This window comes from Xanthomonas fragariae (assembly GCF_900183975.1).
Taxonomy (GTDB): domain Bacteria; phylum Pseudomonadota; class Gammaproteobacteria; order Xanthomonadales; family Xanthomonadaceae; genus Xanthomonas; species Xanthomonas fragariae.
The window spans coordinates 3,870,172-3,883,177 of the sequence record NZ_LT853882.1; the positions used below are offsets into that span (position 1 = coordinate 3,870,172).

Consider the following 13,006-nt stretch of genomic DNA (forward strand, 5'->3'; position numbering starts at 1 on the left):
CTGAGGCCGCAATTGGGGCGGTGAAAGCCGCGTCAGACTGAATGGAATTATTCGAAGCATTTACACACCCAGCGCTCTAGATCGCCCATATACTTCGGATTGCGTCACGCTTCCATAGTGATCTGTGTCGCTTATTCTAGGTAGACAAAGGATCTGGATATGATTGACGACACGTTAGACATGGTGGTGCTGCCACCGGTTGGGTCGCTGGCCGTCGGCCGGCTGTTGGCGTCGCTGCCGGCGCCCTCACTTACTTGCGCAACCCGGCAAGCTGCAGGGCTACCTGCCCCGTATGCAGCGCCCGTCAGTGCGCCGACGCTCAAGCGGTTGCTTCGCAAAGGTGTGCGCCGGCTGGTCAGGACGCTGCCTTGGCGGCACCAGGACCGGATCTATTATTTCAATACGTTTGGCCGGCTTCCGAATCTGTACAACCCGACGTGCTTCAATGAGAAAGTGCTGTATCGCAAGTGCGTGCACGGCGATTACCCGGTCTATCAGCGCCTGGCGGACAAGGTCGCGGTGCGGCCGTATGTGGCCTCCAGGATCGGCAATGCGCATCTGATTCCGTTGCTGCTGGACAGCAACAACCCGGAAGACCTGCTCAGCCTGCCGCGCTGGCGGCAGACGGTGATCAAGGCCAACCACGGCGCGAGCATGGTGGAGATTGTGCGCGACGAGCCGGATGCGGTGCAGCGGCGACGCATCATCGAGCGCTGCGGCCAGTGGCTGCGCCGCGACTTCTCCGAAATGGAACGCGAGATCCATTACCGCAACATCCCGCCGCGCATTCTGGTGGAGCACTACATCGGCGATGCGCAAAACGCGCCGGTGGACTACAAGTTCCATATGTTCCGCCAGGTGGATGGCAGCTTTCACTATGTGCTGCAAGTAATCTACGGCCGCTTCGACACGCCGGCGTTGTCGATGACCTTCTTCGTTGGCAACCTGCACGAGGCTTTCCACCGCATCCGCGACGACGGCCGGCAACCTCCGTGCGCACCGCAGCTACTGGAGCAGGCGCTGGAACTGAGCAAAGTGCTGGCCAGCGATTTCGATTATGTGCGGGTGGATTGGTATATCCAGAACGGCCAAATCTATTTTGGCGAACTCACCTTCACACCGGGCGCCGGCCTGGTCACAGGCTTGGGCCGCGGGCTGGACCGGATCATGGGCGATATGTGGGTGCAACGGCGTGCGCCGGTGGAGCCGTGTTTTGCGACGGCGCGCAGGTCGTAGGCATGCTTGAGATAAAGCAAACCTGCCATCAAACGCACCGGCAGTGCGGGACGACCGCCAGCGGCCGCAGTGGCCGGAAAATGTGGCCAAAGCGCCTGTTCCAAGGCGGCCCACGGCATGCGTTGGCTCAGCTGCGAGAGTGGATGACGCAGGTCGATTTGATTTTCCGGCCGCGAACGAAACAACTCGTCGGCGCAAATGCGCCTAGCAGTAGGACGGCGTATCCGCATGGGCGGAAACTGCAAGAAATCAGGCATCAGCGTAGCGAAAACCGGCAGTTCTGGCACGCCTGTGCGGCTTATAAAGCGTGGCGGTGATTGAGTGTTGAGGGTTTTTCAGGGGCGAGTAAGTCAGATGATGGAGTAGGCAAGCGACAGCCACGCCAGATGGAGATCGATCCGTCGCTCGAAGCGGAAGCGTCGCATACCGAATCCGACGAACCAGGCATATGTGCGTTCGACCACCCAGCGGTGCCGTACGAGTTGGTCGTTGCGTTCGATCCCTGACGAGCGATGCGTGAAATGCTGATGCGTGAAATGCTGATGCGTGAAATGCTGTCGCGCCGCTTGCGGTGATCGCGACCGCGGTCTGCATCGCGCGCTACCTTGTGTAGGAGCGGCGCCGCAGACGATAGGTTGTCGCAGGCGGGATGTTCCAATACGTCCGCCCGATCCTGACAGCCTCCAGATCGAGCGCATCGAGAATGTGCGCCGGAACCGAGCATTTGAAGCCGTAGGTAAACAGATACATACGGCCGCCCGGTTTGAGATGCATAAAGGCGCCACGCACGATGGCAGCCACCTGATGCGCCGGCATGTTCAGAAAGCCAAGGCCGCAGACCACCGCATCGACGCAGCTCCCATCGAAGCGGGGCACCGATTCAAGATTGCAGACATCCATCTGCCGCAACGTCGCATGCGGAAAGCGTTGCTTGAGCAACGACGAGAACGTCTGGTTGTACTCGAGCAGAATGAGGTTTTTTTCGCGCACGCCTTTGTCGATCATCGCGCGGGTAAAAACGCCGGTACCAGGCCCAAGTTCGAGGACGCGCCCGGTGCGTTCCGATAGCTCGGACGTGATGGTGGAGGCGAGCGCACGCCCGGAGGGGACGATCGCTGCAATGGAGCAGGGTGCTGTGATCCATTCGCGAAAAAACGAAACCATATACGAACGAGCCATCTATCCTCACAACGTTGAAAGAGTTCGGCCAACCTGCCGTGGGCGCAACTGCCATCCGATCATTGGACGGCAAGCATTCGGCAACGCAGGGCGAGTGCATCAATCTGTCCGCAGTCTATCTTCGATGCCCGATTATTTGGAAAGCGCAGCTGCTCATCAGCATCGACGACCTATCGGCATCAACGCATTGTCGCAATGTTGAGACTGTGCGTCGTAGCAAACTCGTTAAGCGATTGCCGATAGATGTCATTGGCCGAATGCAACGCGGCTGATGAAACTGCACGTCAGACAGGCGAAAGACAACAGCGCAGATCGGCTGCACCGCGCTCGCCGCTGAGTCTGAACGCTTCGCGCAGCGGCATGGCTGCACTTCAAGAATTCTTCAACTGGCTAAATATTCTTTAACAGCCGGCTGAAACGATGCCACGCAGTCACAGTTTGCTGGTGCTTCAGACCCGCTGTTGCTCCATAGCGTTGCGCATGTCGTCAATGTTATCGGTTGATCCACTGTCCCTTGCAACGCCATCCATCGCTCACGCGCGCAGGCATGGCGCGTTGCCTGGTGCGACGTTGGCAGTCGCGCGCAATGGCACACCCGCGGCGTAAGCCATGCAGCGGCTTGATGCAATGCCGCCACCCATCCACTCGACAGTGCGCTCCGGCGCCTGTCTGTTTCTTGCCTCAGAGCTCGCAATGACCATGAATCCAACAGACACAACGGCCAGCGAACACGCCGCCGCTGGTGCATCCAAAGGCGGACAGCGACGCTTCGCATTGCCAGTGGCGTTTTTTCTGTTGGCCAGTGGCGTCATCGCTGCGGGCTGGTGGTGGTCCGCGCGCGCGCAGCCGGAAGCCGAGGATCTTCCGATCGCCGAGTTGTCGGTCACTGCGGTGGCGCCACGGCAGGTGGAATGGCCAGGCACGTTATCGGCGACCGGCATCGTGGCGCCCTGGCAGGAAGCGGTGATCGGTTCGCAAAGCAACGGGTTGCGCCTGTTGACGCTCAACGTGGCGGTTGGTGATGCGGTGAAGCGCGGGCAGCTGCTGGCCCATTTCGATAACGCAACCTTGCTCGCGGCAAGAGATGCCAACTGCCTGCAGCTGCAGCAAGCCGACATCACTGCCCCTGACGATGGGCTCATCAGCGCGCAGAGCGCGACGCTAGGTGCGGTGGCCAACAGCGGCCAGGAACTGTTTCGCCTGGTGCGGCAGGGGCGTTTGGAATGGCGTGGCGAATTCACTCCGGAGCAGATCGCGCGGATCGCGGTGGGCCAGCAGGTCAGCCTCAGGCTGCCCGACGGGAGCGCTGCGGTTGCACGCGTGCGCCAGATCGCGCCGCTGCTGGATGCGCGCTCCCGACTCGGTGTGGTGTATGCGGATCTCCAGCCCGGCAGTCTGCTGCGTGGCGGGATGTACGTCGACGGCGCGGTGGCGTTGCCGGCCACCCGCGCGCTGGTGGTGCCGGCGTCCAGTGTGGTGGTGCGCGATGGCTGCAGTACCGTGTTCCGCATCGTCGGCAGCGGTGCCCAATCCAAAGTGCGCGCGCAACAGGTGGCGGTTTGGGCGGCGCGTCAGTACCGAGGTCGAACTCCTGCAACCGTTGACTGAAGGTGAGCGCATCGTGGCGCAAGGCGCCGGGCTGCTGGCCGATGGCGATACGGTATTGGTCAAAGCGACATCGACCGGCCCACTGGTCGGCATGCAGCTCATTCCACGTGCGCCGCGATGCACGTTGCTACCTGGTCGCTGCGCAATCCCATTCCTGTGGTATTGCTTTCTTTCCTGCTGACGCCGGCGGGCCTGTACGGCTTCAAGAACCTCTCCATCCAGGCGCTGCCGGATCTGGAGTTACCCACCGTCAACGTCACCTTGTTGCAGCCAGGAGCGGCACCAGCGCAGCTGGAAACCGACGTTGCGCGCAAGGTGGAAGACTCGATCGCCACGGTCGGCGGCCTGCGGCACCTGCGCACCACCATCAGCGATGGGCAGGTGCAGATCGTGGCCGAATTCCGGCTGGAAAAATCGCTGTCCGATGCATTGATCGAAACCAAGGACGCGGTCGACCGGGTGCGCTCGTCATTGCTACCGGAACTGCTGCAGCCGGCCATCAGCGCGGTGACCGAGAACAGCACGCCGATCCTGACCTATGCGGTGACCTCGACAACGCTGGATGAAACCCAGTTGTCCTGGCACGTCGACGATGGTGTAGGTGAAGGTGCCCGGCGTGGGGCGCGTGCAGCGCCTGGGTGGTGTGCAGCGCGAGATCCGGGTCGAGGTGGATCCGGTGCAGATGACCGCACTCGGCGTTACCACCGCCGATGTTTCGCGCGCGCTGCAACAGACGCAGCAGTATTCCTCCGGCGGACGCGCGCAACTAAGAGCGGCTAACAAAACGACTATGCTCACCGTCAAACGGGCGGGGCCGGTGCCTGGAATCGGCATGTACCACTCGTACACTGCGTTTCCTCTGCACCGTCCGCACCCACCTGGCGACTGCTCGCTACGTTTTGTTAGCCGCTCTAAGTGGCGCCAAGCAATCGGTGCGCATGGTGGCAGGCGTGCGACAGGCCGCGCAGTTGCCGGGCATGTCGATTGCGCTCGCCACTGGCGGCAGCGTGCGCCTGGATCAGATCGCGCGCGTGCGCGACGGCTACGCCGACCGCCGGCAGGCCGCGCTTCTCGACGGCAAGCCGGTGATCGGGCTCAGCATCTATCGCACCGAGGGCTTCGACGAAACGCAGATCGCCAACGGCGTTGCGCAGGCGCTGCAGCATCTGCAGCAGACCGGCACCCAGCTGCGCATCACTCCGGTCTCCAGCACCGTGGCCTACACCTTGGAGCAGTTCGAAGGGTCGATGTCCATGCTCTACGAGGGCGCGCTGCTGGCGGTGCTGGTGGTGTGGCTGTTCCTGCGCGACTGGCGCGCGACCCTGATCGCCGCATCGGCGCTGCCGCTGCCCATCCTGCCCGCGTTCGCGGTGATGTGGTGACTGGACTACTTGCTCAATACGCTCACCTTGCTGGCCTTGGCGATGGTGGTCGGCATCCTGGTCGATGACGCTATCGTCGAGATCGAAAACATCGAGCACCATCGGCGTATGGGCAAATCGGCCTTTCAGGCCACTGCCGATGCCGTCAACGAAATCGCATTGGTGGTCACGGCCACCACCGCAACCCTGGTGGTGGTGTTTGTACCGACCACGTTGATGGGCGGCATCCCGGGGCTGTTCTTCAAACAGTTCGGGTGGACCGCAGTGATCGCCGTGGTCGCCTCGTTGCTGGTGGCGCGCCTGATCACCCCGATCATGGCCGCCAGATTTCTCAGTTCACGCTACAGCGATCGTCCGGAACCGGCGACCGGCGCAGTGACTGCCAGCTATTTGCGGATGGTGCAGTGGAGCCTGCGCCACCGCGCTGCGACGTTGGGCGCTGCCGGCGTGTTTCTACTGTTGTCGCTAGCCTTGTTGCCGTTGCTCTCCAAAGGTCTGGTGCCGCCCAGCGACCGCGGCACCATCACCGTCAAGGTCGAGCTTGGGCCGGAAAGCGACATCGACCAGACCCGTCAGGTCACCGAGCGGGTACGCGCCGCGGTTGACCGCATCGACGGCGTCGGTGCGGTGTTCACCAACATCGGCGGCAATGCAGCCGGGCGTGATGCCCAGGTCGCGGAAGTGCGCAAGGCTGAGATGACTTTGGTGCTGTCCGAACGCAAAACACGTGCACCGCAAACGCAGATCGAGCGCGAGGTGCGGCGAGTGTTGGTCAATATCACAGGCGCACGCGCCACCGTGAGTGGCAGCGGGCCGGGCGAGCAGCTGTCGATGATTCTGACCAGCGATTCGGAAGACGCGCTCAACGCGACCGCCTCTGCATTCGCAGGCGAATTGCGGGCGGCCGGCTTGTCCGGCGTGCGCACCCCCGCAAGTCTGGAACGCCCGGAACTGGTTGCGCGGCCGATCGAGAGCCAGACCGCCCGTTATGGAGTGAGCAGCGCCGATATCCGCCAGACCTTGCGTACCGCGACCAGCGGCGATTTCGAACCGCAACTTGCCAAGCTCAATCTGGACAACCGGCAGATCAACATCCGCGTGCAGGTGCCTGACCGGGTCAGTGCCGATCTGGATGCGTTGTCTAATCTACGCGTGCAATCACGCGATGGCCTGATGCCTTTGTCCAGTGTCGCGGTATTGGCAATGGAAAGCGGCCCCACCCAGATCGACCGCGACGATCGCCAACGCTACGTCACGGTGAGCGCCGACCTGAGCGACATGCCGTTGAGCAAGGCGCTGGCGCTGGCCAACACGCGCGCCTCCATCCAGCACCTGCCCTCGAATGTGTCGCTGATCCAGTCCGGCGATGCCGAAGTGGCGGCGGATTTGTCGTCGGGATTACTGCTGGCAATCGTGATCGCCAGCGTGTGCATGCTGTGCGTGCTGATTCTGCTGTTCAGCGACTTCTTCCAGCCGCTGACGATCCTGTCGGCCATTCCGCTTTCGCTCGGCGGCGCGTTTGTGGCGCTATTGCTCTTCGGCAGCGAGCTCGATGTGCCGTCGATGATCGGCCTGGTGATGCTGATGGGCATCGTTACCAAAAACTCGATTCTCTTGGTGGAATACGCCGTGATTGCGATCCGCGATGGGGCAGCGTCCGTAGAAGCCGCCTTAATCGATGCATACCACAAGCGCGCCCGCCCGATCGTGATGACCACCATGGCGATGATCGCCGGCATGCTGCCGATCGCATTGGGCTTCGGCGCGGATGCCAGTTTTCGCCAGCCCATGGCCATCGCGGTGATCGGGGGCTTGATCAGCTCGACGTTGCTGTGCCTGGTGGTGGTTCCCGCTGTGTTTAGCTGCATCCACGATGTCCAAGCATGGGTCCATCGACGCTGGCGTAGTGCAGTCGGCACGCAGGCTGATCCAGCAGATTCGCAGGGCCGTGGATGATGTACTGCAAGCGATGCACGTCGCACGCCGGGAGCTCGTCGCGCCCACCGTGCGCGCTTGGCGCAACGCAGGCGCGTTAACGCAGATGCTCAGATCAGATGCTCAGATGCTGCATTCAATGATGAGCGATGCAGCAAGGTTGCAATCACGCGAAAGAACGACGCATGCAGACAACGCCGCATGCGCCCGCTGCCGCAGCCGTCAGACGCACGGCTGCTAGCGGCCGCTATGATCGCAACGCATCTCAGCCACAGTAGATCGCGGTGATGTTGTCGTTCGGGCCGGTCTCGACGGTGAGGTGATCGCCGCCGCTTTCGCTGGCGCCCTGGGCCGGGTCGGCCAGGCCGCTGGCGGTGGTGCCGCCGGTGGCGCGTTCGCCGCGGCGCACGCTGACCTGCAGGCTGTCGCTATCCACGCGCGCACGTTCGATGGTCTGCGCCGCCGCAGCCAGGCCGACCGCACCGCGCACCTTGTCGATATGGCACTGGCCGGAGATGACACCGTCGATGGGCTGCACCTGTGCGACCTGAGTGGATGCACAAGCCGACAACAACACAACGGCAGCGAACGGAGCGAGGGTGCGGATCATCGGGGATCTCCAGCGGAACAATGGTGCAAGCGTGAAGGTGACGTTGTCGGTGTGGCATGAAGACGCCCAGCCGCGGCGCGCGATGGGGCGATCCTGGTGCTGCATGGGATCGTATGCGACCGTGTATGCCGCGCCGACGGCTAGAGCGTGTTATGAACTTTGCCCTTGTCACGCTAACGTATACGGATGAAGCCTCGTAAGCCTTATTCCACCGATATTTCCGACGAAGAATGGGCCTTTGCGGCTCCCTATTTGACGCTGATGGACGTGCAGGCACCGCAGCGCAAGTATGAGCTACGCGCGATGTTCAACGCACTGCGGTGGATCGCGCGCGCCGGCGCACCATGGCGATTGCTTCCCAACGATTTTCCGCCCTGGGAAGCGGTGTATCAGCAAACACAGCGCTGGCTGCAAGCGGGCTGCTTTGAGGCCATGGTCAGTGATCTGCGCTCACTCTTGCGTGTGGCGCAAGGGAAAAAAGGCCAGCCGAGCGCGGTCATTTTCGATGCTCGCACGCTGCAGTCCACCTGCGAAAGCGGGCCGCGTGCTGGATACGATGGCTATAAACGCAAGAAAGGCAGCAAGGTACACATGGCCGTCGATACGCTTGGACATCTGCTCGCTGTCCAGGTGACGCCGGCTAATGAGCAGGAGCGCGCGCAAGTCCGATCGTTGGCACAAGAGGTACAACACGTGACCGGTGAAACGGTCAAGATCGCCTTTGTTGATCAGGGCTACACCGGTCAAGAACCGGCGCAGGCGGCCACGGAAGAAGGCATTGAGTTGCACGTGATCAAGCTGCAAGAAGCGAAAAAAGGCTTTGTCTTGCTGCCGCGCCGTTGGGTTGTCGAGCGCAGCTTCGGATGGGCCAATCGTTTCAGACGGCTGGCACGCGACTACGAGCGATTGCCGGAAACCTTGGCCGGTTTGCACTTCGTCGTCTTCACGATCCTGATGCTTGGAAATGCAGCCACCCTCTTTCAAAGTTCATAACACGCTCTAGAAGATATCCGCTTATGACGCCAGCGCTTTCGGGCAGTGCGCCGTATGACCATCCGACAGACTCAGGCTGTGGCGCGATCCATTGCAGGCAAGCGGTAAGTGACGCATGACCATCGATGCTTCGCGTCCTGCATTGTGCCTGGCTTGCAGCGCACTCGCGCCTGCATGCGGCAACGGCGCCGGTACATTCGACCATGACGCTGGCCGCACTGGAACGAACGGCGCAGATCCGCGTGGACCATTGGGGTGTGGCCCATCAACCCAAGAGTGGCTAACCAACGTAGCGAACAGTCGCCAAGTGGGTGCGGACGGCGCGGAGGAACCGCAGTGTTCGCGTGGTACATGCGCCGATTCCAAGCACCGGACGCGCCCGCCTGGCGGTGAGCGCAGCAGTTTTGTTACCTACTCTAAAGCGCCATGAAGCAAAGCCCCTCTCCTACGGGGAGGGGCTTTGCACTGCGGCACGGTGATGCTTGAAGCCATGATTGAAGTGCACGCCTGAAACAGCGAACCGCACTCGCATAGGCCCAGACACGTCTCCAAACTCAAACCCTCACACCTCACGCACCGCACGAAACGCGTACATATCAGTGAACGTACAAAAGTGGAAATGCGGTACTGTGATCGGGCCGGCAGCAGCCAGCCGCGCTAGCCAGTCGCTCAACGCGAGGCGATACGCCGCCTGTTCTGCTGCATCAAGCGTGTTGCACAGGTAGCCCAGCGTGATATGAAATTGGAAGTTGGTGTAATCCGGTCGCTGCAAGCGGGTCAGCGTCATCAGCGCCTGACGTGCCGCTTGCAGGCGCTGCGCGGTCTGCCCATCAGCGGGCTGTAACGGAATGAGCAGATTGTCGTTGCCACCGGTCCTCGCCGCAGCGGGATCGACCAGGAAGCGGCATGCGCCCAGCGGCGCGGCGGTGCGGTGCGTCAGCCGCGCAAGGAAGCTGGCATTGATGTCGCTTAACGCCACATCGCGCCCCAGATCGCTCGGCCATGGCCCGCGCGCGCGGTCGATTTCATTGACCCCACCGAATAACGTCACGTGGTAACTGCTCGGCGGCAGCAACGCGAGCTTGTTGGCGAAGCGGTGCTCGGGCAGTTCGCGGTAGATATCCAGCACGCGGTCGAAGCTGTCATAGCCATCGCCCTGTTGTTCAAGATGGCCAACAAACGTATTGCCGGCAAACGTCATCGGCCGTCTGGAGCGCAGGAACTTGCGGCCCACATCCGGCAGTGGCGTTGTCTTGGCGAGCGTTGGCAGGGCGGTAGCCGACACCGCGGCGCCGGCAGCGGCAGCCAACAGGCGGCGTCGGCTGATGGTGGTGTCCAGAAGTGACGACATGCGGAGTTCCTCAGAGTTTGACATTGACGCCGACCATCACGGTGGGGGCCATCTTCCAGGCCGATTGCACATATTCCTGATGGCGGCCGATGCGGTATTCGTAGCCCTGGCCGGCCAGATTGAGGACGTCCAGGCTCACTGCCACCGCTGGCGATACATCCCAGGCCAGCTTCAGATCGATGCGATCCAGCGGTTGCTGGTAGCGGTTGCGATAAAACTCCTGCTGGTTGCTGTAGTTGGGGTAGCGGTCGTCCCATACCTCGCCGGTATGGCTCCAGGCCAGCGAGGTGCGCAGCGAGCCACGCGCATAGTTCAGGGTCAGATTCCATAGCTGCTTGGGCTGCTGTGGCAGCACCGCCAGCGTGGTGCGGGTGCCATCGCCAAGCATCACTGGGTAGTCCACATCCAGGAACGTGACATTGGCACCGACCGACAGGCCAGCGAGCGCGGGCAGCCACGGGCCTATTTCCTTGATCGCACCGAGTTCGGCACCACGTATGCGCACCGGCCGGTCGGTATTGCGTGGCTGGGTGACCAGTACCTGCTCGCTGTCGATGCTTTGCAGCTGGCCGTAACGGAAAATCTCATTGTGGATGGTCTTCTGGAACAGCGCGATCGACAGCAGGCTGCCGCCATCGTCGAAGGTCCAGTCGTGGCCAAGGTCCAGGTTCTGCGAGCGGCGCGGTTGCAGGTCAGGGTTGCCCCGGTTGAGCGTTGGCGGGTTGCTGCCCAGCGCGAGCACGCCGCCGTTCAAGGCCATCTGGTCCAGGCGCGGTCGCCCGATCGAACGAGATACTCCAAAGCGCAGCGTTCCGTTGGTGCTGGTCTGCAGTTGGCCAGCAAGCGATGGCAGCCAGTTGCCGTAAGTTCGCACCGCAGTGACGGGCGTCCAGGCGGTTCCGCTCAATTGCTGGCCGGTGCTGCCAAAACGCGTCTGCTCCAGGCGCACGCCGCCAGCCAACCGCCAGCGTTCACCGCGCCATTGCGCCTGGGCGAAGCCGGCGCGCACCTGCTCATCGACGCCGTAACTGCCGCTGTTATGCGCATTGGTGTCCACTACCCCGCTCGCATCGCCAGCGTCGGCATCCCAGCGTGCGTCGGCCAGTGCCGGGTCGATGGTCATCATCGGCATGGTGCAGCCCAGGGCGCAGGTCGGACTGCCCAGCACGTCGGCCAATTTGTAAGGCAACCCATTCCAGGTGGTGCGCTGTACCGATGTCTGCATGTGCGTGCGCACCTGTCGCACGCCCCACGCCAGACCAAACCCACGGCTGTCCTCGTCCATGTTGCGACGCAGCTCCAGTTGCAGGTCGCTGACCCGTTCGGCGTAGCCGGTGCGCTCCTGCTGGTGATAGAGGTTTGGATAGCGCGCCGGGTCATCGGCCAGCGCGGGGTCCAGAGGCGTGAATGCGGGCAGGGTGCCGCTCCAGTCGAAACCGTATGCCAGGCGATTTTGCTGAAAGCGATCCCAAGTTTGCGGGTTGTCCACCGTGGCGCGCGAGGTGCTTGCGCGCAGTGCGCCGCGCCACTGTGCCGGCAGCTCGGCCAGCAGCTCGCCATTGATACCGGTCAGCCCGCGCTTCCAGCGCAGCTGCCCCAGCTCGACGACCTGGTTGAGGTTGTCCAGCGCGCCGCTTTGCGGGCCGGTGCGGGTCAGGCGTGCGTCGTTCTGCACCTGGGCAGACTGAGTGTCGCGGTCGGAGGCCTCGCGCTGGCGGAACGCATAACCGGATACATGGCCGCTGAGCGGGCCATCCGGCTGCCAATCCACGCGCATGGTCACGCCGCGGCGTTCGCGGGTGTTGTCGTAGTTGTACCAACGGCGTTCGCTGGGCACTGCATCACCAACCCCGCCATAGGCCACCGGAGCGCGCGTGCCATCGGCGTTGTACCAGTTCAAGCCGCCACCGTTTTCCTGCTGCGGCACCGAGATCACCCGACGCCAGACACTGGCCGCGCCCAAAAACGCAAACTCACCGTCGCGCCCGAAGCGCTTGCCCCACTTCAACTCTCCTTCGCCCACCGGCGTGCGGCCGCCATAGCGCTGTTCCATCAAGTTGGCGCCACCCTTTGCCGAGAAGGTCAGCAGGCCGTCTGGGCGGCCAAAGCCAGTCGCGGTGACCAGGTTGGTGGCACCACCGATCGCGCCGCCGTCGTTTTCCGGCAGCAGTGACTTCACCACATCGATGCGGTCGACAAAGTTCGCCGGCAGCACATCCATCATTGCCTGGCGGCTACCGATGTCGTTGCTGGCGAAAGCAAAGCCATCGATCAGCATGCTGTTGTAGTTGCCGTTGAGACCGCGCACCGTCACGTAGCGCGGTTCGCCCTGGTACTCCACGGTGCTCACGCCGGTGACGCGTCGCAGTGCATCGCCGACGTTAAAATCCGGCAGTTGCCCGATGCTGTCGGCGGCGACCGAATCCACGATGGTGGGCGCGGCCTGCTTGGTGGCGATGGCACGTGTGTTCTGCGACTGGAACGAGGTGCGTACCTGCACCGAATCCATCGTCTGCGCGTCGGCCTCGGCGGGCGCCTCGGCAGCGCTGGCCGATGGGGGAAGCCAGCCGGTCAAGGCCAGCCCCAGCGCAAGCGACAACGCATGCCGGGACTGTGGGTAAGGCCGGGGGGGACGAGGAGGGCGGGAATAAGAATGCAACAAGCACATGGCACGATCCGACGTCGGGCGGCCCCAGCGTGGGGCCGCAGGCG

Annotated in this window: 10 protein-coding genes, 2 other RNA genes and 3 pseudogenes; 8 read left to right on the top strand and 7 right to left on the bottom strand. The window is 62.7% G+C overall.

What is annotated here, in order from left to right:
- Positions 1-159 precede the first annotated feature (159 nt).
- Positions 160-1,236, top strand: coding sequence for an ATP-grasp fold amidoligase family protein (locus tag PD885_RS17965; RefSeq protein ID WP_040762736.1), 1,077 nt, complete (start codon positions 160-162; stop codon positions 1,234-1,236).
- Here PD885_RS17965 and PD885_RS21085 read toward each other — a convergent pair.
- The 3 genes and pseudogenes from PD885_RS21085 to PD885_RS17970 form a co-directional block, all read right to left on the bottom strand.
- Positions 1,227-1,466 (bottom strand): annotated as a pseudogene (locus PD885_RS21085) (transposase); the annotation flags it as partial. The gene PD885_RS17965 and the pseudogene PD885_RS21085 overlap by 10 nt on opposite strands.
- Positions 1,467-1,586: 120 nt before the next feature.
- Positions 1,587-1,934 (bottom strand): transposase, encoded by a 348-nt coding sequence (locus PD885_RS22540; RefSeq protein ID WP_324994420.1) that lies wholly within the window; start codon positions 1,932-1,934, stop codon positions 1,587-1,589.
- Positions 1,837-2,415, bottom strand: a complete 579-nt coding sequence (locus tag PD885_RS17970; RefSeq protein ID WP_040762735.1) for a class I SAM-dependent methyltransferase — start codon at positions 2,413-2,415, stop codon at positions 1,837-1,839. Before PD885_RS17970 ends, PD885_RS22540 begins: the two co-directional genes overlap by 98 nt.
- A 693-nt stretch (positions 2,416-3,108) precedes the next feature.
- On the opposite strand from PD885_RS17970, the gene PD885_RS17975 reads away from it, so the two are divergent.
- The 6 genes and pseudogenes from PD885_RS17975 to PD885_RS17990 all read left to right on the top strand — a co-directional run bounded on the left by PD885_RS17975 (position 3,109) and on the right by PD885_RS17990 (position 7,361).
- Complete coding sequence (locus PD885_RS17975) at positions 3,109-4,023, top strand: efflux RND transporter periplasmic adaptor subunit (RefSeq protein WP_002809744.1); 915 nt, start codon at positions 3,109-3,111, stop codon at positions 4,021-4,023.
- A 117-nt stretch (positions 4,024-4,140) separates the two neighbouring features.
- Positions 4,141-4,557, top strand: a pseudogene (locus tag PD885_RS17980) (efflux RND transporter permease subunit); the annotation flags it as partial.
- Between the two features lie 109 nt (positions 4,558-4,666).
- A pseudogene (locus PD885_RS22365) lies at positions 4,667-4,732 on the top strand (hypothetical protein); the annotation flags it as partial.
- A 123-nt stretch (positions 4,733-4,855) separates the two neighbouring features.
- A non-coding RNA gene (locus tag PD885_RS17985) (sX9 sRNA) lies at positions 4,856-4,931 on the top strand.
- A gap of 30 nt (positions 4,932-4,961) precedes the next feature.
- Positions 4,962-5,405, top strand: a complete 444-nt coding sequence (locus tag PD885_RS21760) for an efflux RND transporter permease subunit (RefSeq protein ID WP_065975040.1) — start codon at positions 4,962-4,964, stop codon at positions 5,403-5,405.
- A gap of 9 nt (positions 5,406-5,414) precedes the next feature.
- Positions 5,415-7,361: an efflux RND transporter permease subunit gene (locus PD885_RS17990; RefSeq protein WP_052032146.1), complete on the top strand. Its 1,947-nt coding sequence runs from the start codon at positions 5,415-5,417 to the stop codon at positions 7,359-7,361.
- Between the two features lie 244 nt (positions 7,362-7,605).
- Here PD885_RS17990 and PD885_RS17995 read toward each other — a convergent pair whose 3' ends face one another.
- Positions 7,606-7,950 carry a hypothetical protein gene (locus tag PD885_RS17995; RefSeq protein ID WP_002809743.1) on the bottom strand — a complete coding sequence of 115 codons (345 nt, stop codon included), beginning with the start codon at positions 7,948-7,950 and terminating at the stop codon, positions 7,606-7,608.
- 186 nt (positions 7,951-8,136) lie between these two features.
- On the opposite strand from PD885_RS17995, the gene PD885_RS18000 reads away from it, so the two are divergent.
- Positions 8,137-8,943, top strand: coding sequence for an IS5 family transposase (locus tag PD885_RS18000; protein WP_002801519.1), 807 nt, complete (start codon positions 8,137-8,139; stop codon positions 8,941-8,943).
- 278 nt (positions 8,944-9,221) lie between these two features.
- On the opposite strand, the gene PD885_RS18005 is transcribed toward PD885_RS18000, so the two are convergent.
- The 3 genes from PD885_RS18005 to PD885_RS18015 form a co-directional block, all read right to left on the bottom strand.
- A non-coding RNA gene (locus tag PD885_RS18005) (sX9 sRNA) lies at positions 9,222-9,296 on the bottom strand.
- 209 nt (positions 9,297-9,505) lie between these two features.
- Positions 9,506-10,294 carry a DUF1868 domain-containing protein gene (locus PD885_RS18010; protein WP_002809742.1) on the bottom strand — a complete coding sequence of 263 codons (789 nt, stop codon included), beginning with the start codon at positions 10,292-10,294 and terminating at the stop codon, positions 9,506-9,508.
- 10 nt (positions 10,295-10,304) lie between these two features.
- A complete protein-coding gene (locus PD885_RS18015; protein ID WP_172404517.1) occupies positions 10,305-12,962 on the bottom strand; it encodes a TonB-dependent receptor in 2,658 nt (885 codons plus the stop codon).
- Positions 12,963-13,006 lie beyond the last annotated feature (44 nt).